We start from the raw sequence: 21,681 nt of genomic DNA on the forward strand, positions 1-21,681 counted from the left end.
ACTGGGCCGCGCCGTGGGCCGGCACGATATGAACTTACTCTAGCGGCGCACCGCCCCAGCTCTTACCAAATCAGGCGACGAAGATCACATTGTTCGGGATTTGTTACCAACCGGTATTCCGTTGGAAACGTCGTCGGTCCACGCGGCATCCAACGCTTCCAGCGAGGCTACCCGGGAGGCGACGTCGTACGTGGTTCCGGTGATCATCACTTCGTTGACGCCGGTCTGCTGAACCAGGGCAGCCAGGCGGTTCACTACCTGGGCCGGAGTGCCGACCGCCTTGATGGCGGGCAGGTGCTCCAGCACCATCAGTTCCTGGTCGGTGAGCTGCCGGGACGCGGCGTCTTCCGGGGAGACGATGGGACCCAGCCGCCCCGAGCGGAGGGCCAGCGCCATCACCCGGGCGGGGCCGGCCAGGTAATCGGCTTCCTCCTCGGTGTCCGCGGTAAGGGCCGAAGTGGCCAGCATGGCGTGCGGTTCGTCGAGCACCGGGGAGGGCTGGAAGTTGGACCGGTACAGGTTCATGATTGCCGCCGGGTCCTCGTTGCCGAAGTGGTGGGCGTAGCTGTACCGCACGCCGAGCATGCCGGCGAGCTGCGCCGAGTAGGAGCTGGAGCCCAGCAGCCAGACCTCAGGGAAACTCGTGGCCGACGGGGTGGCGACCAGGTTAAGGGCCTGGTCCGGGGAGCGGTGGTCGCCGAGGAGTGACATCACCTGAAGGACGTGCTGCGGGAATTCCTCGACGCCCAGGCCGCCGGCCTGCCGCCGGAGGGCCATGGCCGTGGCTTGATCGGTGCCGGGAGCCCTGCCGATGCCCAGGTCAATCCGGTCCGGGTACAAGGCTTCGAGCAGAGCGAACTGTTCGGCGACCACGAAGGGTGCGTGGTTGGGGAGCATCACACCGCCCGAGCCGAGCCTGATGCGCTCGGTCTGTGACGCCAGGTGAGCCATCAGCACGGGCGGTGAGGTGGAGGCCACGGCGGGCATATTGTGGTGTTCGGCGACCCAGAAACGCCGGAACCCTAGCCGGTCGGCCGCCTGCGCGAGGGTGGTGCTGTCGGCCAGCGCCTGACCGGAGGACTTTCCGACGCCGACGGTGGCGAGGTCGAGGACTGACATGGGCGGTCGGGTGCTTACTGATGTGCTCACAGGGAAGGTAACCGGCCTGGTGCCTTCCCTATTCCATTCGGGTCACCGTCCCCCTGGGATCAAGTCCCAGGGTTTTGGTCGGCCCCAGGGTTTTGGCTAATGCCTGACAGCGCGGATGGCGCGCAGCGCAGCGTTGGCCATCACCCTGACGCCGCAGCTGATGGCGTGTTCGTCGGGGTTGTAGTCGCCCCGGTGCAGGTCATACGTTTCGCCGCCATGGGTTCGGGTGCCGAGCCGCATCATGGCGCCCGGAACTTCCTGGGTCATCCACGCAAAATCCTCCCCGCCCATGGACTGGGGGGTGAGGACGACCGCATCGGGGCCCAGTTCGGCGCGGGCCGCCGCTTCGAGCAGCCCGGTTTCGGCCTCGGTGTTGATCACCGGGGGCACCCCGCGGGTGTGCTCAAGGTGGACCTCCACGCCGAAGGGTGCAGCAATCTGACGGACCGTACTGTCAAGGAGGTCCCCTGCGGCCTCCCATGCCTCGCCGTCAAGGCAGCGCATGGTCCCGGACATGAACCCATGCCCGGGAATTGCGTTGGGGGCGCTGCCGGCGTGGATCTGACCCCAGACCACCGATACGGCGCTGCGGACGTCGATCCGGCGGGACAACACCGCAGGCACATTCACCGCAATGTTCGCGAGCGCAAACACCAGGTCCTCGGTCAGGTGCGGGCGAGAGGTGTGGCCGCCGCGGCCGGTCAGCTCTACCCTGACGGTGTCGGAGGCCGAGGTGATCGCGCCGATCCTGGTGCCGACGAGGCCGACGTCGATATGCGGGTCGCAGTGCAAAGCGAGGATCCGGGGGACACCACCGAGCACTCCCTGCTCGATCACTTCGAGGGCACCGCCGGGCATCATTTCCTCGGCGGGCTGGAAGATTACCCTGATCCGCCCACCCAGCGGTTCGTCGTCGTTCATCCTGCAGAGCACCAGCGCCACACCGAGCATCACGCTCGCGTGGATATCGTGCCCGCAGGCATGGGCGATTCCGGTCGAGGCGGAGGCATAGGGAAGGCCGGTCTCTTCGAGAACCGGGAGGGCGTCGATGTCGGCGCGCAACCCCAACCGGATGGGACCTTCCCCGATGTCAACGAAAAGTCCTGTGTATTGAAGGCGCTGGGGGTGCAGACCCGCCGCTTCGAGGCGCTCAACCAATCGATCCGTGGTGCGGTATTCCTTGTGCGAAAGCTCGGGGTGGATGTGCAGATCCCTCCTGAACCGGGTCAGTTCCTCGAGCAAGGGGGCAAGGAACACACCGATGGGCGGAGCGACTGACGGAACGGTTGGCGCACTGCGATTGGTCTGCACCCCTCCAGCCTAGCCACCGCGGGTCTGCACCGGAGAACTGTGCGGCAGCATGAAGCTGCCCGGCATCCCTCAACCCCGCCGGCGCACCGCGAGATCTGGAGAGTTCAGCGCCGTCGAACCCACCAGACCTACCCCTTCGGCGATGGGTAGGAAGGGTGTCTTCGGCGATGGGTGGGAGGGAATGCTAGAGGACGTCGATCTCGCCGCTGGCCCGCAGGTGCTCGACCGCCTTCTTGACTTCCTGGGCGTGCTCTTTAGTGGTCACGAGGAGCGCGTCAGGGGTGTCGACAATGACTACATCGTCGATCCCGATCAGGGCGATCACCCGTTTGGTGTCGGACACGACGATCCCCGAGGCGTTGTCGGAGAACACCCGCGCACCCTCCCCCATTACCGTCAGCTTGCTGTTTTCGATAGCCGGGTTCAGCCGGCCGATGGCGGCGAAGTCGCCGACGTCGTCCCAGCTGAAGTTGCCGGGGATCATTGCGACATCGCCAGCCGCGGCGGCCGGTTCGGCGACCGCATAGTCAATGGCGATCTTGGGCAGGGTCGGCCAGACCCGGCGGGCCACCTCGACCCGGGCAGGGGTGTCCCATGCCGTGGCGATCTCGGTCAGGCCGGCGTACAGCTCTGGTTCGTTGGCTTCGAGGTGGCGGAGCATCAGCGCCACCGGCGCAACGAACATGCCAGCGTTCCAACTGTAGTTGCCGGTCTCAAGGTAACCGCGGGCCACTTCCTCGGAGGGCTTTTCGACGAACTCAATCACCGCGTGGGCGCTCGGGGCACCCTCAATGTCAAGGGTTTCGCCGGCCCGGATGTAACCGAAGCCGGTCGCGGGGAGGGTGGGCTGGATCCCGATCGTGACAATGTATCCCTGCGCCGCGGTGTGGATGGCCTCCCGGACCGCGTCCTGGAACACCTCGACCGGCGTAATGACCTGGTCGGCGGCGAAGGAGCCCATGATGATGTCGGGGTCCCGCTGGTACAGGATGGCAGCGGCGAGCCCGATGGCAGCCGCCGAGTCCTTCGGCTCACTCTCAAGGACCAGATTGGAGTCCTGGATCTCGGGGATCTGCTTCAGGACGGCCCGCCGGTGCACCTTCCCGGTGACCACCATTATGCGGTCGCCGCTGAGGGGTCCCAGGCGGTCATAGGTAGCGCGGATCAGCGTGCTGCCGGACCCGGTCAGGTCATGCAGGAACTTCGGGGCGGCCGCGCGGGACAGCGGCCAGAGGCGTGTTCCTACCCCCCCGGCGGGGATCACGCCATAGAAACGCTCAAGCGCCTCATCTGGGTTCTGGGCACCAGCCCTGTGCGTAGTCATCGCCTCCACGTTAGTGCACAACGCCGAATACTCGCTGGTACGCCTCTCGCTTCAGGCGCTGTCAAGAATGTCGCTGTTAAGAATGTCACAGCGTAGGGAAGCCTAAATTGAACCTGCGGGTGACGGAGCCTACATTAGGATCAAGTGAAGAGTGCTTTCGCACCGGGGTCTACCTGCGTGGCAGACACGCAAACGCCGGGCGTTGCAGGGGAGGTTATTTCAGTGTCGAAGACACCAGCAGGCACCCTTTATCGCGGCCGTGAAGGCATGTGGTCCTGGGTAGCACATCGTATTACCGGAGTAGTGATCTTCTTCTTCCTCCTGGTCCACGTGCTCGACACTTCGTTGGTGCGGGTGTCTCCGGAGGCGTATGACGCAGTGATCGAATCCTACAAAAACCCCATCATGGGCTTGGGCGAACTGGGGTTGGTGGCAGCCATCGTTTTCCATGCGTTCAACGGGCTGCGCGTCATCCTGATCGACTTCTGGAAAAAGGGACCCAAGTATCAGCGCCAACTTCTGTGGGGCGTCGTCGGACTGTGGTTTGTCACCATGGTCGCGTTCTCCATCCGTCATCTCTCGGTTGTCTTCGGAGGTTAAGCCATGGCTACCCCAGTCATTGAAAGTCCCCGCTCGGGCCGCGTAGCGCCTGAGTACACGCGTAGCGGCGCCAGCAAGGGCAACTTCGAAATGTTCGCCTGGCTGTTCATGCGGGTCTCGGGCATCATCCTTGTGGTACTGATCTTCGTGCACCTCTGGACCTCATTGGTCGACGGCGACGGCATTAAGGGCGTCGACTTCGGCTTCGTGGCAGGCAAGTGGGCCCAGCCTGTCTGGCAGATCTGGGACCTCGTGATGCTGTGGCTGGCCATGCTGCACGGCACCAACGGCATCCGGACCATCATCAACGACTACGCCGAGAAGGACTCGACCCGGTTCTGGCTCAAGAGTGTGCTCTACGCCTCGACCGTCGTCATCATCGTGCTCGGCACCCTGGTGATTTTCACCTTCGATCCGTGCCCAGTGATCGACGGCGTGGCGCACGTAGCGCCATACTGCCCGGCCCCGTAGGCTAGCGACGCTTCCGGCCGCCGGCGCGGCCGTCCGGTTACAACAGAAAGAGCAACACGTATGCAGGTCCACAAGTACGACGTCGTCATCGTGGGTGCCGGCGGCGCTGGCATGCGCGCAGCCATCGAATCCGGTCAGCGCGCGAAGACGGCAGTACTGACCAAGCTGTACCCGACCCGCTCCCACACCGGAGCGGCTCAGGGAGGCATGTGCGCGGCCCTGGCGAATGTCGAGGAAGACAACTGGGAATGGCACACCTTCGACACGGTGAAGGGCGGCGACTATCTGGTGGACCAGGACGCTGCCGAGGTGATGGCCAAGGAGGCCATCGATGCGGTCCTGGACCTCGAGAAGATGGGCCTGCCGTTCAACCGCACACCTGAGGGCCGCATCGACCAGCGCCGGTTCGGCGGTCACACCCGCGACCATGGCAAGGCTCCGGTGCGCCGCTCCTGCTACGCCGCCGACCGCACCGGCCACATGATCCTGCAGACCCTGTACCAAAACTGCGTCAAGCACAATGTCGAGTTCTACAACGAGTACTACGTCCTTGACCTCCTGACCGTTCAGGAGGAGGTCACAGTCGACGAGGTCACCAAGGTGCAGACCCGGGTGGCCGGCGTCGTCTCGTACGATCTCGCCACTGGCGAACTTCACGTGTTCCAGGCCAAGTCGATCATCTTCGCCTCCGGCGGAGTCGGCAAGGTGTACAAGACCACCTCCAACGCTCACACTTTGACCGGTGATGGCATGGGCATTGCCTTCCGCCGGGGCATCCCGCTTGAAGACATGGAATTCTTCCAGTTCCATCCAACCGGTCTTGCTGGCCTCGGCATCCTGCTCTCCGAGGCAGCTCGCGGTGAAGGCGCGATTCTGCGTAACTCGGAGGGTGAGCGGTTCATGGAGCGCTACGCTCCGACCATCAAGGACCTGGCGCCCCGCGACATTGTTGCCCGCTCAATGGCCAACGAGGTACGGGAAGGCCGCGGCTGCGGGCCCAACAAAGATTACGTCCTGTTGGACCTCACCCACCTTGAGCCAGCCCACATCGACGCCAAGCTACCCGACATCACCGAGTTCGCGCGGACCTACCTGGGCGTTGAGCCGTACACCGAGCCGGTACCGGTCTTCCCTACCGCCCACTACGCCATGGGCGGCATCCCCACCAATATCAAGGCAGAGGTCCTGCAGGACAACGACACGGTGGTGCCTGGTCTGTACGCCGCAGGCGAGGTTGCCTGCGTCTCAGTTCACGGGTCGAACCGTCTGGGCACCAACTCGCTGCTCGACATCAACGTGTTCGGTAAGCGGGCCGGGATTTACGCCGCTGAGTACGCGTTGACCGCCGACTTCGTGGAAATTCCCGAACACCCGCTGGTCGAGACCGAGTCGCTGCTCGACACCATGCGCAGCTCCGAGGGCGGCGAGCGGGTGGCGCAGATCCGCAAGGAGCTGCAGGACATCATGGATGCCAACGTCCAGGTGTTCCGCACCGAGCAGACCCTGTTGGAGGCACTGAGCGTGATCGATGGGCTGGAAGAACGGTACAAGCACGTCACCGTCCAGGACAAGGGAAAACGGTTCAACCTTGACCTGCTCGAAGCCGTTGAACTCGGGTTCCTGCTCGACATGGCCAAGGTCATGACCGCTGCAGCCCTGCACCGGAAAGAATCCCGCGGTGGACACTTCCGCGAGGACTTCCCCGAGCGGGACGACGAGAACTACCTGACCCATTCGATGGCCTATCGGGATCCGACGGCCACCGATACTTCCGGGGTGCGCCTGAAAACCAAGCCGGTTGTGTTTACCCGTTACCAGCCCATGGAGCGTAAGTACTGATGAGCACTGAAACAGTCGAAAGAGAACCAGCCTCCAAAATTGACCTCGCACCGGGGATTGGCGGCGGCGGGGAAATCCCGACGTTCGACATCACGCTGAAGGTCCGCCGGTTCAACCCGGAAGTTTCAGACGACGTCTACTGGGACGAGTGGAAGCTGACCATGTATGGCACCGACCGCGTGCTCGACGCCCTCCACAAGGTCAAATGGGAGCACGACGGCACTGTAACGTTCAGGCGTTCCTGCGCCCATGGTGTCTGCGGGTCGGACGCGATGCGGATCAACGGCCGCAACCGGCTGGCCTGCAAAACCCTGCTGAAGGACCTCGACACGTCGAAGCCCATCCTCGTGGAGCCCATCAAAGGCCTCCCCGTGGAGAAGGACCTCATCGTCGACATGGAGCCGTTCTTCCAGTCCTTCCGGGAGGTCATGCCCTTCCTGGTCAACCGTGGCCACGAGCCCACCAAGGAGCGCCTGCAGTCTTCGGAGGAGCGGGAACGCTTCGACGACACCACCAAGTGCATCCTTTGCGCCGCGTGCACGTCGTCGTGCCCCGTCTTCTGGACCGATGGCCAGTACTTTGGTCCCGCGGCGATCGTGAACGCGCACCGGTTCATCTTCGACTCCCGCGACGACGCCGGCGACATGCGCCTGGAGATCCTCAACGATAAAGAGGGTGTGTGGCGCTGCCGCACCACGTTCAATTGCACTGAAGCCTGTCCTCGAGGCATCCAGGTCACCAAGGCCATCGCCGAGGTCAAGCAGGCCATTCTGAGCCGCAAGATCTAGTTTCGTTCGTTACCGCTCAGCGCGGAGATGAACTACGGGAGGCGACGCGGCTCCGCTGTTTCAGCGACCGGCCGTGGCGTGGTGCGAGCCTGGCTTCGGCGTCGGCGGCGCCGATGGCACCCCACGCGGCGGCCAGCAGATACACCTGGCTAAGCAGGAAGAACCAGACGAACAGCCCGACGACGACGGTGAACGGGGCCAGCAGCGGGTTGCCGCCACCCACGCTGGCGAGAAGCAACGTGCTGAACGTCCGCAGCACAGTGCTTCCCACCGCGGTGATGAGCGACGACTGGATGAGCAGCCGCCGCGACTGTTCAATCCCCGACGCGCGTCGGAACAGGATCACTGCCACGGCGAAGTCGAGGACCAGCATGATCACGATCCCGGCGAGCTGGGTCAAGGGCCGTCCAGTGTCACCGAAGTCCAGCCAGTCGAACACCACGTCCAGGAGCGTGTTGGCAACCAGCCCCACCACGGTGGTGAGAACCATGGCAACCCCCAGCACCAGCAAGGTTCCAAGGTCTTTCACCCGGATCAGTACCGGGTGTTCAGCCAGCGGAGGGAGGGCAAAAATCCCGCGCATCGCCTGCCTGACCCCCGCAATCCAGCCCAGGGCGGTAATCACAGTGATGATGGTGGAGACGATCAGGGTGAGGGTCAGGCCGTCGTTGGCGTTGAACAGCTGTGCCGGGGTGGCCAGGCCGGGCCCGTCCGGTTCCATTTTGAGGATTCCCGGTGCCGCAGCATTCACCGCCTCGACGATGAGGTTCTGCAGGGGAACGTTTCCGGCGACCACCAGGCCGAGGATCGAGAACCCCGCCAGCAGCAGCGACGCCATCGAGAAGAACAGGCGATACGCAATGCCTGCGGCCATCAGTGGTCCCCGGCGGACCGCGTACAGGTGGAACACCCGCACCGGCCGCTGCACGAAAATCCTGGCCAAGAAATAGGTAGTCGTTGCTTCCAGCAGGGGAAGCCCACCGGTACCCCGGCGCCGCACCTTGTTCAGCTCCTTGCGAGCGTCGATCACCTTGAGTTTGAGGTGGGCTAGTTCGGCCGGTCGGGGCTCGTTATAGTAGTCGATCTGGGCCGGGGTGATCGCCCTGGTTTTGATCCTCGCCAAAGCTCAGCTCTTCCCTCAGTCTCCAGGTGCCGCACGAATCGTGCTCGTATAATCCCATAGTACGGACCGTGAAGGATGCCTCGAATCCGGCTAGTTGGGTCTCCGCCCCATCCATACTCGCTGCGCTGACGTCGTGCGCGACAGTCACATGGGGGTGGAACGGGAATTCGAGCGACCGCTCCAGGGGTCCGCACTGGAGCCTGGCGTGCAGCTCTGCGCAGGCATCGAAGCCTTCCTCAAGGTTGAGGAAGACCACCGGGGATACCGGCCGGAACGTCCCGGTGCTTTTGAGGGTCACTGTAAAGGGCTTCTGCCCGCGGGCCACGTCACGCACATGCTTGACGGTCGCGTCCCAGTCGGTCGCGGGCGTGGTGGTCACCAGGGTGATGTGCGCCGGAATCAGTTCAGCCATCGGGTCACCGAAGGAGGCACGCCACCGTCCGAGCTCGGCTGCCAGCGGTTCGGGGACCGCGATGACGACGCCGACGCAGCTTTCCCAGGCACTTTCACCATGGTGCGCGGCGAGTCCACCGACCGGCGACGGTTGGCTGCTGGTGGTGGCGCTGACAGGCTGGTCCATGCGGTTAGCGTGCTCCGCCAACCGGGGGGAGGAAACCAACCTTGGTGTACACGTCGGCCAGCGTGGCCGACGCGATGCTGCGCGCCTTCTCCGCGCCACGGGCGAGGAGGCGATCCAGCTCGGCGGGATCGTCGAGCAGTTCCCCCGCGCGAAGCCTGATCGGATCGAGGTGGGCTACCACCACGTCAGCCAGTTCGGTCTTCAGATGCCCATACATCCGGCCCTGAAAGTCGCCCACCACGTCGTCGATGCTCTTCCCGGTGAGCATCGAATAGATGGTGAGGAGGTTGGAGATGCCGGGTTTGGTTTCCTTATCGAACCGGATCTCGGTCCCGGTGTCGGTGACCGCCGATTTGATGCGCTTCGCCGTAACCTTGGGGTCGTCCAGCAGGTTGATCAGCCCGGCCGGTGAGCTCGCGGACTTCGACATTTTCGCCGTCGGGTTCTGCAGGTCATAGATTTTCGCCGAATCTTTCTGGATGAAGGGCTTGGGCACAACGAAAGCTTCACCGAAGCGGGAGTTGAAGCGCTGGGCCAGATCGCGGCTCAGCTCGACGTGCTGGCGCTGGTCCTCCCCCACCGGTACCCCCTCCGGCTGGTACAGCAGAATGTCTGCGGCTTGAAGGATCGGGTAGGTGAAGAGACCCACGCTGGCGGCGTCCGCGCCCTGTTTCTGGGACTTGTCCTTGAACTGGGTCATCCGGGACGCCTCACCGAACCCGGTGATGCAATTCAGCACCCAGCCAAGCTGGGCGTGTTCGGGCACATGCGACTGGACGAACAGGGTGCACTTGTCGACGTCGACGCCCCCGGCGATGTACTGGGCGGCGGTGCGGCGGGTACGTTCGGCGAGTTCGCCCGGTTCCTGCGGAACGGTGATGGCGTGCAGGTCGGGGATGAAGTAGATCGCTTCGTATTCGTCCTGCATGCGCACCCAGTGCACCAGCGCGCCCAGGTAGTTGCCGAGGTGCAGGGAGTCGCCCGAGGGTTGCATCCCGGAGAGGACCCGCTGCCGTGCACCGGTGGTGGGAGTAGTCATGATCACAAATCCTGAACGTTAGAGCCGGTAATCCACTACCAGCGGAGCATGGTCTGAGAAACGCGTGTCCCAGGAGGACGCCCGGTCGACGACGGCGTCGGCTGCCGCGGCGGCGAGGCCCTCGGTGGCCAGGTGGTAGTCGATGCGCCAACCGGTGTCGTTGTCGAACGCCTGGCCGCGCCAGGACCACCACGTGTAGGGGCCGTCGATCTCCCCGGCGAGGCGGCGGTGCACGTCAACGAAACCGAACTCGTCGTCAAAGAGGCGGTCGAAGTAGGCCCGCTCCTGCGGGAGGAACCCCGCCTTCTTCAGGTTGCCTTTCCAGTTACGGATGTCCAACTGGGTGTGGCCCACGTTCAGGTCGCCTACCAGGAGGGTGTGATCGCGGGAGAGGCGCAGCTCGGCAAGCCGCTCCGACATGACAGCGAGGAAGCGGTACTTGTCATCCTGCTTGGGGCTGTCGGCTTCACCCGAGTGAACATAGGCGCTGACGACGGTGAGGATTGCACCCGCCACCTCGAAATCGGCTTCGACCCAGCGGCCCGACGTGGCGAAGTAGCCGTCGCCGATGTGGGTGCGGGTTGCTGATGGGGCCATCCGTGACGCGATGGCCACCCCGGCGCGGCCTTTGGCTGCTGCCTCGGCGTGGAGGATATGCCAGGAGTCCCCGAGCAGCCCCCGAAGGATGTCGTCCGGGGCCCGCACCTCCTGCAGGCACAGGATGTCGACGTCGCGCTCGGCGAGCCAGTCGGCCATGCCGCGCTTGTAGGCGGCGCGAATGCCGTTGACGTTGACCGTGGCGACCCGCAACCGTCCCCCGATTTCGGGGGCCAACGCGGCGGTGGAGGGGGACAATGCTGCAGTGGAACTCACCCGTTCCACCCTACCGGAGCACTGTGTCTGATGAGGGTGGTGTGGTGGTCGCCACAGTCAGTCGACAACAGTGCCCTCCACCGGGCCGTCGTCGTTCTTCTTCATCATTGAACGCGCGTTGTGGGAGGTGATCTCGATCGTCTCGAGCGCACGCGTCACCGTTTCGTCGTCGTGGGCCAGCCCGGCGTTCAAGTGGTCACGGATGACCCGGGCCTGGACCTCGACGATCTTGAAGCTGTGGTCCAGTTTCGTGTCGCGGGCCAGGGTGGCCTCGTCGACCAGACCGGTGGTCCCCTCCTGGATGCCGTTGGCCCGGTTGAATTGCTGGTGGGCTTCGGTGATCCGGGCGCCTGCCTTGCGCGCGGCGGAACGGAGGCTGAACACGACGAAACTGAAAATCAGCAGCCACCCGAGGGAGATGATCGCGACGAGCCAGCCGACGACGTCGTTCTGGTTGGCTGCGAAAACCACTGCCACGAGGAAGACGATAAGCATGATGCTCATCCCGATAGTGCTCATGCGCACACTGAGGCCTCGGCCGGCGCCTGCAGGGACGCTGGAGGCTGAGGGTGAGTTGTTCCCTAAAGGCATCATGGTTCCTATTCTCGCAAACCTTCTCGCAAACCGGCGCACGCCGCGGGGAGCCTTCCACCGTCGGCGAACGGGTTCCGTCGAAAAGTTTCTTTTAATGGCCACCCATCCGTGATGGGCGCCACTCCGAAGTAAAAGTATGTGTGCTGACGACGGCGCGCAAATACTCGCACTATGGAGGAAATCCCATGAACAAGAACTTGCGTCTTCTCGCAGTCCCCACCCTCGCCCTCGGTATGGTCGCCATGGCTGGTGCGCCAGCAATGGCCGCCCACGCTGATGGTTCGTACACCGCCGACTTCGTCCAGCTCAGCGGCACCACCGGTTCCGCCACGTTCGCGCTGGAGATCGATGACAAGACCGCGACCGTAGACCTTCAGGTCTCCGGCCTCGGCGAAACCTTCATGGATGCTCCGTACCCCCACGTACAGCACATCCACGGCGGTGCGATGGGCGAATGCCCCACCACCGACGCTGACGAAAACGGTGACGGCATCCTGTCCACCACCGACGGAGCAGCTTCCTACGGCGGCATCCAGACCACGCTGACCACCAGCGGTGCAACCGGACCCGAAGAGGGCCTGAACCTTGAGCTCGGCGGCCAGGGTGGAAGCTACTCCATCCAGCGCTCGTTCGAAATGAACGACGCAACCCTTGACGCTCTCGAAGCCGGCACCGCAGTCGTCGTCATCCACGGCCTGGATCCAGCAACGTCCAGCAGCGAAGAAGCCTTCAACGCACCATCCGACCTGGAGCCTTCATTGCCATTGGGCGCCACCTCGCCTGCACTCTGTGGCGTTGTGACCGCTTCCCAGATGGGCGAAATGCCTGAAGGTGGCGCCGACACCGGTGTTGCACAGACCGGCTCCAACGACATGGGTATGCTCGTCCTCGGAGGTGGCCTCGTTCTGGCTGCTGCCGCTGGTGGCACCTACGTTGTTCGCCGTAACGCTGCAGCCCGCGCATAAGGAATAGTCTGATTTCATGATCAGCACCAAAAACGGTCGCCGTCGAGGCTTTGCGGTCTCGGCGGCGACCGCCCTTTTGATACTCACCGCTTGCGGCACCGAGTCATCCCCCGAAAGCACGGGGATCGCGGCGCCGCCATCGAGTTCCTCGGCTCCGGCGCCCACTTCGGCCCCGGCTCCGAGTCCGACTCCTTCGGAGGAACCGGCCCCTACGAGCGCTGCGCCCGCCCCCGACCTACCGGCCGTGCTGGAGGCTTCCGCTCCGGTGTCGTTCAACATTCCGACGATTGATGCCCAATCGGACCTGCTGCATTTGGGACTCCGGGAGAACGGCTCGCTAGAGGTGCCGCCCGATGGACCTGGGGCACCAGCGAGCTGGTACAACCAGTCGCCCACCTCCGGTGAACGAGGCCCGTCGGTTCTGCTTGGCCATGTCAACGCTACCGATGGTGGTCCAGGCGTCTTTGCTGACCTGCGGGCGCTGCAATCTGGAGACGAGATCAACGTGGTTCGCGAGGACGGGTCAACCGCAGTGTTCGCCGTCGACCGCGGCGAACAGTACGAGAAGGACAACTTCCCCACCCTCGAGGTCTACGGCAATACCGACGCCGCCGAGCTCCGCCTGATCACCTGTGACGGGTACAACCCTGATACTGGCGAGTTCGACGACAACTACGTGGTGTACGCCACCCTGGTCTCCTAGGCGGACGCACCATAACCGGTACCTGCCGGTCTGGTGCGCCGCCGACGGAGATCCGCCCGTCGTCGTCGTTGGTGTGACGCGGACTGAACCCCTCGCCGCGCCACACCAACGACCGTGCTACTTCAGGAAGAGTTTCCGCAGGCGGCTGGTGGTCAACACCATCCCGACGAGGATCATCACCAGGTAGTAAAGGATGTGGATGCTGGTGGCGGCGGTGAACGTCCCCACGCTAATCTGCCGCAGCAGTTCGACGCCGTGCCAAAGAGGCAGCACCTGAATGAACCACTGGATACCCTGCGGGTACACGCTCAGCGGGTAGAACGTCGCCGAGAACAGGAACATCGGCAGCATCACAAAGTTGATCCAGTCCATCTGCTGGAACGTCTTCATGTAGCTGGTGATCCCCATCCCAAACGACGCGAACCCGAACGCGATCAGCACCGATGCCGGGACCATCAGCAGCGCCCACGGCGTGGTGATCAGCCCCATCAGGCTCATCACCGCAGTGAACCCGGTGGCATACATCGCCCCACGCAGCAGCGCCAGGAAGATTTCCCCGATCGCCACATCCAGCGGGCCCAGCGAGGTGTAGAGCATCCCCTGGTAGAGCTTCGCGAAGTTCATCTTGAAGAACACATTCCAGGTGGAGTCGTACACCGCACCGTTCATCGCCGAAACGGCTAGCAGGGCCGGCGCAATGTAGGCAGCGTAGCTGATCTCCTCGCCGCCGGGCCCGACGACGGTGCCGACCAGCGCGCCGAGACCAACCCCCATGGAGACCAGGTACAACACCGGTTCGAAGAAGCCGGACACCATGATCAGCCAGTTGCTGCTCTTCGTCGCCCGCAACCCCCGCGCGATCACAGCCTTCGCGTTGCGGGAATAGAGGGCACTGAACCGGCGGGTCTGCGGGGTGATCCGGTAGTCCTCGTCGGTCAGCTGCCGGGCTGAGCGCCAGCCCGGGGAGTGGGTCAGGTGTTCGGTCACTTTCCCAACCTCCGTGCGTAGGTCCTGCGGGCGAGGCGCCAGCCAACGACGGCAAGCGCCACCAGGTACATCAGGTGAAGCACTGCCAGCCAGGCCGGAACCGGGTAGCCGTAGGTGAGCAGACGGCCCAGCTCGGTACCGTGCCAGAGCGGTGAGGCCCAGCCGACCCACTGCAAGCTGATGGGCAGCGCCTCCAAGGGGAAGAAGGTACCGGAGAACAGGAACATCGGCGTGACCAGGAACCGCATCACGAGGGCGAACTGGCCCTTGTCCTCCTGCACACTGGCCGAATAGGCCATCAACGGCAGCCCGAAAGAGAGACCGCAGAGCACCGCCACGGGGACGGCCGCCCACCCCCAGGGTGACGGCGAGGCGCCGAACGCGGCGACGATCCCGAAGTAGATGGCGCTCATCAGGATCAGCCGCAACGTGATCGCGATGATGTAGCCATTGACGATCTGGTGCACACCGAGCGGTGAGGCCAGCGGGCCGTAGTAGACCCGACGCCATTTGAAGCCGTCCATAACCGGGTAGGTGAACTCGCCCGCTGCGGTCATGATGGTGGCCGACGCGAGCAGCGCCGGGGCGATGAAGGCAAGGTAGCTGACCCCGCCGAAGGCGTCGGCACTGTTCTGGTCCACGAGGCTGGCCAGGCCGACCCCCATGGCGAACAGGTACATCACCGGGTTGCCCACACTGTAGGCGATTAGGGTCCACCGGTACCCGTTCATCACCCGGAGGGCATGCTCGGCGTAGTACCAGGAACCGAACCGCCGGGCACGCTCGGCAGAGACCTGTGGTGAGTGGGCGCGCAGCGGCGGGAGCGGCGTCGTCGTCGTTGTCGACCTTTCGGTACTGCTGACGGTAGCGGGTGGGCCGGTGGGGTCAGTCAACGAGGCTCCTCCCGGTCAGGCGCAGGAAGACGTCCTCCAGGGAGGACCGCCGGACCAGCGAGGTGATGGGGTGCAGGCCGCGGGCGGCCACCTGCTCGAGGGCGGCTTCGCCGTCGCGCGTGTAGATGAGGACCCGGTCGGGCAGGGGTTCCAGCCGGTCGCCGATGCCCCGCAGTTCGGCGGCGACAGTGGTGTTGCGTTCGGACCCAAACCGGAGCTCGAGGACTTCCCTCGTGGAGTGGTCGCGGATCAGCTGGGCGGGCGAACCCTCGGCCATGATCTTGCCTTTATCCACCACGACGATCCGGTCGCAGAGTTGCTCCGCCTCGTCCATGTAATGGGTGGTCAGGATCAGGGTGACTCCCGATTCCTTCAGTCGGAACAGCCGGTCCCAGAGGATGTGGCGCGCCTGCGGGTCGAGGCCGGTGGTGGGCTCGTCGAGCAGCAGAATCTTCGGTTCGTTGATGAGGGACCGGGCGATGGTGAGCCGCCGCTTCATCCCCCCGGACAGTGAATCCACCTTGGACTTGGCCTTGTCGGTGAGCTGGGCGAACTCGAGGAGTTCATCGGCCTTGGGCTTCAGGTAGCTCAGCGGCAGACCGAAATACCTTCCGTAGACCAGGAGGTTATCCCTGACCCGGAGCTCCTCGTCGAGGTTGTCCTGCTGCGGGACCACCCCCAAATGCGCCCTGACCTGAGGCCCGTGCTGTTCTGGATCGAGGCCCATGATGGTCAGCGACCCCGAGGTGCGCTGGGACACGCCCCCGATCATTCGCATCGTGGTGGATTTACCGGCACCGTTGGGCCCGAGCAGGCCGAAGGATTCGCCGGCCGGGACATCGAAGGAGATGTCGTCGACCGCAGCGAAATCTCCGTAGTGTTTGGTGAGATTTCTGGCGGAGATTACGTAGTCGCGGGTCGTTGGGTTTGGCACCTGCCCAGCCTAAAGGATTCAACCTATTGGGAAAAGCCAACCGCGCTCTTTTGAGGAGCGGAATAAACAGCGTCCTGCTCGGCGTCTAGTGCCCGACGGCGATCCCGGCCTGACGCTCGGCGGCCTCCACCACGTTGGAGAGTAGCATCGCCCGGGTCATCGGGCCCACGCCGCCCGGATTCGGTGACAGCCAGGCGACGGTAGAGGCGGCGGCCGGTTCGACGTCGCCGGTCAGCGTCGCCTTGCCGGTCGCCGGGTCTGTGACCCGCGTTACGCCGACGTCGAGCACGATGGCCTCTGGCCGCAGGTCGGCCGCCTTGATCATGCCGGGGAAGCCCGCGGCCGCGACGACCACGTCTGCCTGGCGCAGCAGGGCCGGCAGGTCCACCGTTCCGGTGTGGGCCAGGGTGACCGTTGCGTTGATGTCGCGGCGGGTCAGGAGCAGCCCGAGCGGGCGGCCGACGGTGATGCCCCGGCCCACCACGAGGACGTTCTTTCCCTCCAGGCTGATGCCATGCCGGCGGAGCAACTCGACGATGCCGTGTGGTGTGCAGGGCAGCGGCGAGTCCAGCGGGCCTCCGACGTTCAGCACCAGTTTTCCGAGGTTGACCGGGTGGAGACCGTCCGCGTCCTTCTCCGGGGCCATTCGTTCGAGGATGGCATTCGCGTCAAGGTGTTTCGGGAGTGGCAGTTGCACGATGTAACCGGTGGTGGCGTCGTCGTCGTTCAGTTCGTCGATGACCTTTTCAAGGTCAGTCTGCGAGATGTCGGCGGGCAGGTCCCGGCGGACCGAGGTGATGCCGACCTGCTCGCAGTCGCGGTGCTTTCCGGCGACGTAGGAGTGACTGCCGGGGTCGTCCCCCACCAGGACGGTGCCGAGGCCGGGGGCGACGCCGTGTCCCTTGAGTGCGCTGATCCGGGTGGTCAGCTCGGCGCGGATGGCGGCGGCGGTCTTCTTGCCGTCAAGGATCTGTGCGGTGGGGCTCATACGATGATGCCAGCTTCCAGTTGCTCGAGGACGAATGCCTTGCCGCGGTCGCAGCAGCCGGTGAAACAGCATTCGTTGGTGGGAATGTCATAGTCGGGTGAGGCGGCCGCGGCGGAGGCGAGCGCCCCTTCGGGGAGGTCGTCTACCACTGTTCGTGATCCGGGTAGAGCGGGAAGTCGGCGGTGAGGGTCAGCACGCGGGCGCGCAGGGCTGCGACGTCGGCGCCGGGCTTCAGCGCGGTGGCAATGATGTCCGCCACCTTGGTGAATTCCGTCGCGCCGAAACCGCGGGTGGCCAGCGCCGGGGTGCCAATGCGCAGCCCGGAGGTGACCATGGGTGGGCGAGGGTCGAACGGAACGGCGTTGCGGTTCACGGTGATGCCGATCGAGTGCAGCAGGTCCTCGGCTTGCTGACCGTCGAGCTGCGAGGCGCGCAGATCCACCAGGACCAGGTGCACGTCGGTGCCACCGGTCAGCACTGTGACACCGTGTTCGCCGACGTCGCTGGCCGTCAACCGCTCGGCGATGATCCGGGCACCCTCCAGCACCCGCTCCTGGCGCTCCTTGAACTCCGGTGACCCGGCGATCTTGAACGCGGTAGCCTTCGCCGCGATGACGTGCATCAGCGGACCGCCCTGCTGGCCCGGGAACACCGCCGAGTTGAGCTTCTTGGCCCATTCCTGCTTCGCCAGGATGACACCCGAGCGGGGACCGGCGAGGGTCTTATGCACGGTGGAGGTGACGACGTCGGAGTACGGCACCGGGCTCGGGTGCAGGCCCGCCGCGACGAGTCCGGCGAAGTGCGCCATGTCGGTCCACAGCAGGGCACCCACCTCGTCAGCGATGGCCCTGAACGCGGCGAAGTCGAGCTGCCTCGGGTAGGCGGACCAACCGGCGATGATCACCTGCGGCCTCTCGGCGATGGCCTGGACACGGACCCGCTCCATGTCCAGGCGGTGGGTGTCCTCTTCGACGCCGTACGCAGCAACCTCGTAGAGCTTGCCGGAAAAGTTCAGCTTCATGCCGTGGGTCAGGTGGCCGCCGTGGGCCAGGGAAAGACCCATGATCTTGTCGCCGGGCCTGATCATGGCGGCGAGCGCAGCAGCGTTGGCCTGGGCGCCGGAGTGTGGCTGGACATTGGCGAACTCCGCGCCGAACAGGGCCTTGACCCGCTCGATGGCGAGTTTCTCGGCGACGTCAACATGCTCGCAGCCGCCGTAGTAGCGGCGTCCGGGGTAGCCCTCGGCGTATTTGTTGGTCAGGACCGACCCCTGGGCCTGGAGCACTGCCCGCGGCGCGAAGTTCTCTGAGGCGATCATTTCGAGGGTGTCGCGTTGGCGTGCCAGTTCGTCGGTCAGGACGGCGGCAATCTCCGGGTCAATCTCGGAGAGCGGCGCGTTGGTGACCGCTGAGGTGGCGGATCCGGTGGCGTGCAGGGGCGACGTTGTCACAGTGAACTCCTGGGTGGGTGTGCGTTTCTTCTGGTCAGGCTACCCGCTGAATCCATCGTCCGGCACTGATATTTCGGCCGCACGAAAGCGTCAGCAAGCAAGTACTTGACCATACGTCCCAGGCGTGCGATCCGTGGTCGGCGCTGCGCGCCGTCGTCGTCGGTCTGCCCCTGAACGGAACCTGCGGTCCGGAGCCAACCAGCGAGGACGATGCCTGCCGCTTCCCGATGGTGACCCATCTGACGCCAGTCGCGGCACTTCCGAGTGTATCCCGAGGCGCCGTTCATTCGAAGTACGCTTGATTTGTGACTACCTCCTCCTTCATCCTGACCCTCTCCTGTGGCGACCAGCCCGGCATTGTGCACGCGGTGGCCGGCGCGTTGGTGAGTTCGGGCTGCAACATCACCGAATCGCAGCAGTATGGGAGCCCCGACACCGGGACATTCTTCATGCGGGTGGCCATGAGCACAGCGGCACCGCGGACGTCGCTGGAGGCTCACCTCGCTCCCGTCGCCGAAGCGTTCAACATGACCTGGGCGCTGCACGACGACGGCGCCCCCGCCCGCACTCTGATCCTCGCCTCGAAGTCGGCGCACTGTCTCAACGACCTGCTCTTCCAACAGAGGTCGGGGACCCTGCCGATCGAGATTCCCGCAATCGTGTCCAACCATACGGAGTTGGCCGACCTTGCCGCGTTCTACGGCATCCCGTTCCACCACATTCCGGTGACCGCCGACACCCGGCAGTCGGCCGAGGACGCCCTCCGTGACGTCATCGCCGAACACGAGGTGGAACTGGTGGTACTGGCCCGCTACATGCAGATCCTCAGCGACGGGCTCTGTTCGGAACTGGTGGGCCGGGCGATCAACATCCACCACTCCTTCCTGCCATCGTTCAAAGGGGCCAAGCCGTACCACCAGGCGCACGCCCGCGGGGTGAAACTGATCGGGGCAACTGCCCACTATGTGACGCCGGCCCTGGATGAGGGGCCGATCATTGAGCAGGAGGTCATCCGGGTAGACCACGCCCGCTCGGCCGAGCAGTTCGTGGCGATCGGGCGCGACGTCGAAGGCCGCACCCTCACTCAGGCCGTACAGTGGCACGCCGAGCACCGGGTGCTGCTCGACAGTGGCCGGACCATCGTCTTCAACTGACCCCCGGCGTCGCCTCCCTCCCATTGTTACCCGCATCGCCCCCGGGTTACCTCGCCCCGCACCCGGGACCAAACTAGACATCGGGGGGCAACCTTTCCCTCCCGTGTGCCCACCTTGACCCCCGCGGCCCGGATTGCTCACCCCATTCGGTGCTTTAGCTGACGGAAAGCAACCGTCGCGTCTTCGGCGGCTGGCAGGGTAATCCGGCCTGCAGCAACTCAGCCTTAAGCAACAGCGGGGCCACCGCCGTCGGCCAGTCCCACCTCACCACCCGCAACCCGGTGGAACGGATCCGGTCCTCGCGCAGCTTCTCGTCGATGACTGCCTGCGCCGGCGTCCGGCCCTGCAGATACTCTGGTTTGAGGTACTTACCCCGGCCGTCGAACTCACCGACCAGACCGTGGTCCTTCCAATAGAAGTCGACCCAGGCGGACCGGCCGCTATGGTCGATGACCTCGTGCTGAAGCTCAGGCGCCGGGAAACCGAGCTGGGCCAGATAGACCCGGCTGAGCGATTCGCCAGGGAACATCGCCTGCCCATCGGCGAAGTTCAGGACCTCCGTTGCGCGACGTCGTTGCGGGGCGGATGGAAGCAATCCGATCCGGCGAGCGACCTCGTCCCTAGTGACTGGCCGGGAGCCTGACTCGGGCGCGAGCGGTTTTGGGTTGAGTAATCGGTCCATCACCGCCACCGCCCAGGGGAAGTCGAAGCACAGGGCAAGCTCGACGGCCGTGGCAACCTTCCCGGTCACGTAACGGCCTCCGAACCTGACGAGTGAAAGCTCCGCAGGGGTCCGCGCTAACCGCTTGACCCCGTTGGAGCTCTTCCGTCCGCTTCCGACCGGCACCATCACCTGAACGGTCGCCGGCAGGGCGGGCCTAGGCAGGCCCCACAGGAGTCCTGCGGTTTCCCCACCGAAGACCGGCGCGAGTTTCGCCGTCCGCCGGACCGCGTCGAGCCGGACTCGATACCGGGCGTCGTCGTCGAGCTCCCCCCACTTCCTCGCCTCGACATAACACCCGTGCCGAATCCGTAGTAGCTCGCCCTGTACCGTCCGGCGCGCCAGCTGCCTGGGCCAGGTTTCGTCGAAGGGGTGGTCCGCGATGGAGATGATGCTCAGAGCCATGGCTCCAGCTAATCCGTTGCGTTCCCCCGGAGGAAGCGCCTTCCCCCGGTATGTGGATAAACTGCGCAGTCGTCCGGCAGGACCGGCAGGGTCAACCCGGACCGGCAGGATCAACCCGGACCGGCAGGATCAACCCGGACCGGCAGGGTCAACTTTTCCGTCCCGTCCGTCCACCTTGACCCCCGCAGTCCAGGTTGCTCACCGCGGTGGCCCCGGCAACCCAGCCAGCTAGGCTGAGGTCCATGGCCCACATCATCGAGATCTTCGGCAAAACTCCCACCATCAGTGATTCCTGCTTCATCGCTCCGACGGCGTCGATCATCGGCGATGTGGTCCTTGGCGAGGACTCCAGCGCCTTCTACGGCGTGTCGGTCCGCGGCGACACCGCCGCCATCCGCGTGGGCGACGGCACCAATCTGCAAGATAACGTGGTGCTTCACGCGGACCCAGACTTTCCGACGACGGTCGGCAACCGGGTCAGCGTCGGCCACACGGCCGTGATCCACGGCTGCACCATCGGCGACGACTGCCTGATCGGCATGAGCGCCACCGTGATGAACGGCGCGGTCATTGGTGCCGGGTCGCTGGTTGCTGCGGGGGCCCTCGTGTTGGAAGGAATGCAAGTCCCACCCCGCTCGCTCGTCGCCGGGGTGCCGGCAAAGGTCAGGCGCGAACTGACCGACAACGAGTTCGAGAAGGTCCGGCAGAACGCATCGTCCTATCAAGTGTTGGCCACATCCCACCGCCAAGCGTTAACTTCTTGACTACAAGGTGGCTGTGTAGCACCCTG

23 protein-coding genes are annotated in these 21,681 nt (G+C 64.7%); 8 read left to right on the plus strand and 15 right to left on the minus strand.

The genetic code is table 11. The features are described 5' to 3' along the window. Positions 1 to 84: 84 nt before the first annotated feature. From ACX80G_RS00415 to ACX80G_RS00425, 3 genes are all read right to left on the minus strand, one after another. Positions 85 to 1,119, minus strand: a complete 1,035-nt coding sequence (locus tag ACX80G_RS00415) for an LLM class flavin-dependent oxidoreductase (protein ID WP_459304997.1) — start codon at positions 1,117 to 1,119, stop codon at positions 85 to 87. Positions 1,120 to 1,245: 126 nt separating this feature from the next. Further along, entirely contained in the window at positions 1,246 to 2,460 is a 1,215-nt protein-coding gene (locus ACX80G_RS00420) for an amidohydrolase (protein ID WP_459304998.1), read from the minus strand. 184 nt (positions 2,461 to 2,644) lie between these two features. After that, complete coding sequence (locus ACX80G_RS00425) at positions 2,645 to 3,784, minus strand: mannose-1-phosphate guanylyltransferase (protein WP_459304999.1); 1,140 nt, start codon at positions 3,782 to 3,784, stop codon at positions 2,645 to 2,647. Between the two features lie 222 nt (positions 3,785 to 4,006). On the opposite strand from ACX80G_RS00425, the gene sdhC reads away from it, so the two are divergent. Genes sdhC through ACX80G_RS00445 form a run of 4 tightly spaced genes read left to right on the plus strand, consistent with a single transcriptional unit; the run spans position 4,007 to position 7,482 of the window. After that, complete coding sequence (sdhC, locus tag ACX80G_RS00430) at positions 4,007 to 4,384, plus strand: succinate dehydrogenase, cytochrome b556 subunit (protein ID WP_459305000.1); 378 nt, start codon at positions 4,007 to 4,009, stop codon at positions 4,382 to 4,384. A 3-nt stretch (positions 4,385 to 4,387) separates the two neighbouring features. Then, positions 4,388 to 4,855: a succinate dehydrogenase hydrophobic membrane anchor subunit gene (locus ACX80G_RS00435; RefSeq protein ID WP_459305001.1), complete on the plus strand. Its 468-nt coding sequence runs from the start codon at positions 4,388 to 4,390 to the stop codon at positions 4,853 to 4,855. Positions 4,856 to 4,915: 60 nt separating this feature from the next. Beyond that, positions 4,916 to 6,694, plus strand: coding sequence for a succinate dehydrogenase flavoprotein subunit (gene sdhA, locus ACX80G_RS00440; protein WP_459305002.1), 1,779 nt, complete (start codon positions 4,916 to 4,918; stop codon positions 6,692 to 6,694). After that, positions 6,694 to 7,482, plus strand: a complete 789-nt coding sequence (locus tag ACX80G_RS00445) for a succinate dehydrogenase iron-sulfur subunit (protein ID WP_459305003.1) — start codon at positions 6,694 to 6,696, stop codon at positions 7,480 to 7,482. Before sdhA ends, ACX80G_RS00445 begins: the two co-directional genes overlap by 1 nt. A 16-nt stretch (positions 7,483 to 7,498) precedes the next feature. Here the strand turns inward: ACX80G_RS00445 and ACX80G_RS00450 are convergent, their stop codons facing one another. The 5 genes from ACX80G_RS00450 to ACX80G_RS00470 all read right to left on the minus strand — a co-directional run bounded on the left by ACX80G_RS00450 (position 7,499) and on the right by ACX80G_RS00470 (position 11,691). Continuing rightward, complete coding sequence (locus ACX80G_RS00450; RefSeq protein WP_459305004.1) at positions 7,499 to 8,605, minus strand: YihY/virulence factor BrkB family protein; 1,107 nt, start codon at positions 8,603 to 8,605, stop codon at positions 7,499 to 7,501. Further along, positions 8,553 to 9,185 carry a 2'-5' RNA ligase family protein gene (locus ACX80G_RS00455; RefSeq protein WP_459305005.1) on the minus strand — a complete coding sequence of 211 codons (633 nt, stop codon included), beginning with the start codon at positions 9,183 to 9,185 and terminating at the stop codon, positions 8,553 to 8,555. The genes ACX80G_RS00450 and ACX80G_RS00455 overlap by 53 nt, the downstream gene beginning before the upstream one ends. A gap of 4 nt (positions 9,186 to 9,189) precedes the next feature. After that, complete coding sequence (gene trpS, locus ACX80G_RS00460) at positions 9,190 to 10,224, minus strand: tryptophan--tRNA ligase (RefSeq protein WP_459305006.1); 1,035 nt, start codon at positions 10,222 to 10,224, stop codon at positions 9,190 to 9,192. 18 nt (positions 10,225 to 10,242) lie between these two features. Then, entirely contained in the window at positions 10,243 to 11,058 is an 816-nt protein-coding gene (locus ACX80G_RS00465; RefSeq protein WP_459305339.1) for an exodeoxyribonuclease III, read from the minus strand. Between the two features lie 96 nt (positions 11,059 to 11,154). After that, entirely contained in the window at positions 11,155 to 11,691 is a 537-nt protein-coding gene (locus ACX80G_RS00470; protein ID WP_459305007.1) for a hypothetical protein, read from the minus strand. Positions 11,692 to 11,876: 185 nt separating this feature from the next. On the opposite strand from ACX80G_RS00470, the gene ACX80G_RS00475 reads away from it, so the two are divergent. Continuing rightward, positions 11,877 to 12,656, plus strand: coding sequence for a GVDTG sorting domain-containing protein (locus ACX80G_RS00475; protein ID WP_459305008.1), 780 nt, complete (start codon positions 11,877 to 11,879; stop codon positions 12,654 to 12,656). Between the two features lie 16 nt (positions 12,657 to 12,672). After that, complete coding sequence (locus tag ACX80G_RS00480) at positions 12,673 to 13,359, plus strand: class F sortase (protein WP_459305009.1); 687 nt, start codon at positions 12,673 to 12,675, stop codon at positions 13,357 to 13,359. A 117-nt stretch (positions 13,360 to 13,476) separates the two neighbouring features. Here the strand turns inward: ACX80G_RS00480 and ACX80G_RS00485 are convergent, their stop codons facing one another. From ACX80G_RS00485 to glyA, 6 genes are all read right to left on the minus strand, one after another. Then, positions 13,477 to 14,298: an ABC transporter permease gene (locus ACX80G_RS00485; protein ID WP_459305340.1), complete on the minus strand. Its 822-nt coding sequence runs from the start codon at positions 14,296 to 14,298 to the stop codon at positions 13,477 to 13,479. 44 nt (positions 14,299 to 14,342) lie between these two features. Continuing rightward, positions 14,343 to 15,239: an ABC transporter permease gene (locus ACX80G_RS00490; protein ID WP_459305010.1), complete on the minus strand. Its 897-nt coding sequence runs from the start codon at positions 15,237 to 15,239 to the stop codon at positions 14,343 to 14,345. Then, positions 15,232 to 16,173: an ABC transporter ATP-binding protein gene (locus ACX80G_RS00495; protein WP_459305011.1), complete on the minus strand. Its 942-nt coding sequence runs from the start codon at positions 16,171 to 16,173 to the stop codon at positions 15,232 to 15,234. Before ACX80G_RS00495 ends, ACX80G_RS00490 begins: the two co-directional genes overlap by 8 nt. A gap of 85 nt (positions 16,174 to 16,258) precedes the next feature. After that, on the minus strand, positions 16,259 to 17,161 hold the full coding sequence (locus ACX80G_RS00500) for a bifunctional methylenetetrahydrofolate dehydrogenase/methenyltetrahydrofolate cyclohydrolase (RefSeq protein WP_459305012.1): 903 nt from the start codon (positions 17,159 to 17,161) through the stop codon (positions 16,259 to 16,261). Continuing rightward, the gene (locus ACX80G_RS00505; protein WP_459305013.1) at positions 17,158 to 17,310 is read right to left on the minus strand and encodes a hypothetical protein; all 153 of its coding nucleotides are present in this window, start codon (positions 17,308 to 17,310) and stop codon (positions 17,158 to 17,160) included. Before ACX80G_RS00505 ends, ACX80G_RS00500 begins: the two co-directional genes overlap by 4 nt. Next, positions 17,304 to 18,611 (minus strand): serine hydroxymethyltransferase, encoded by a 1,308-nt coding sequence (glyA, locus tag ACX80G_RS00510; protein WP_459305014.1) that lies wholly within the window; start codon positions 18,609 to 18,611, stop codon positions 17,304 to 17,306. The genes ACX80G_RS00505 and glyA overlap by 7 nt, the downstream gene beginning before the upstream one ends. Positions 18,612 to 18,916: 305 nt before the next feature. Here glyA and purU point away from each other — a divergent pair, with 305 nt between their 5' ends. Further along, the gene (gene purU, locus ACX80G_RS00515) at positions 18,917 to 19,765 is read left to right on the plus strand and encodes a formyltetrahydrofolate deformylase (protein WP_459305015.1); all 849 of its coding nucleotides are present in this window, start codon (positions 18,917 to 18,919) and stop codon (positions 19,763 to 19,765) included. Positions 19,766 to 19,919: 154 nt separating this feature from the next. Here the strand turns inward: purU and ACX80G_RS00520 are convergent, their stop codons facing one another. Then, positions 19,920 to 20,891 (minus strand): hypothetical protein, encoded by a 972-nt coding sequence (locus ACX80G_RS00520; protein ID WP_459305016.1) that lies wholly within the window; start codon positions 20,889 to 20,891, stop codon positions 19,920 to 19,922. Positions 20,892 to 21,133: 242 nt separating this feature from the next. On the opposite strand from ACX80G_RS00520, the gene ACX80G_RS00525 reads away from it, so the two are divergent. Next, the gene (locus ACX80G_RS00525; protein ID WP_459305017.1) at positions 21,134 to 21,655 is read left to right on the plus strand and encodes a gamma carbonic anhydrase family protein; all 522 of its coding nucleotides are present in this window, start codon (positions 21,134 to 21,136) and stop codon (positions 21,653 to 21,655) included. Positions 21,656 to 21,681 lie beyond the last annotated feature (26 nt).

It is taken from the genome of Arthrobacter glycogeni (genome assembly GCF_054510815.1).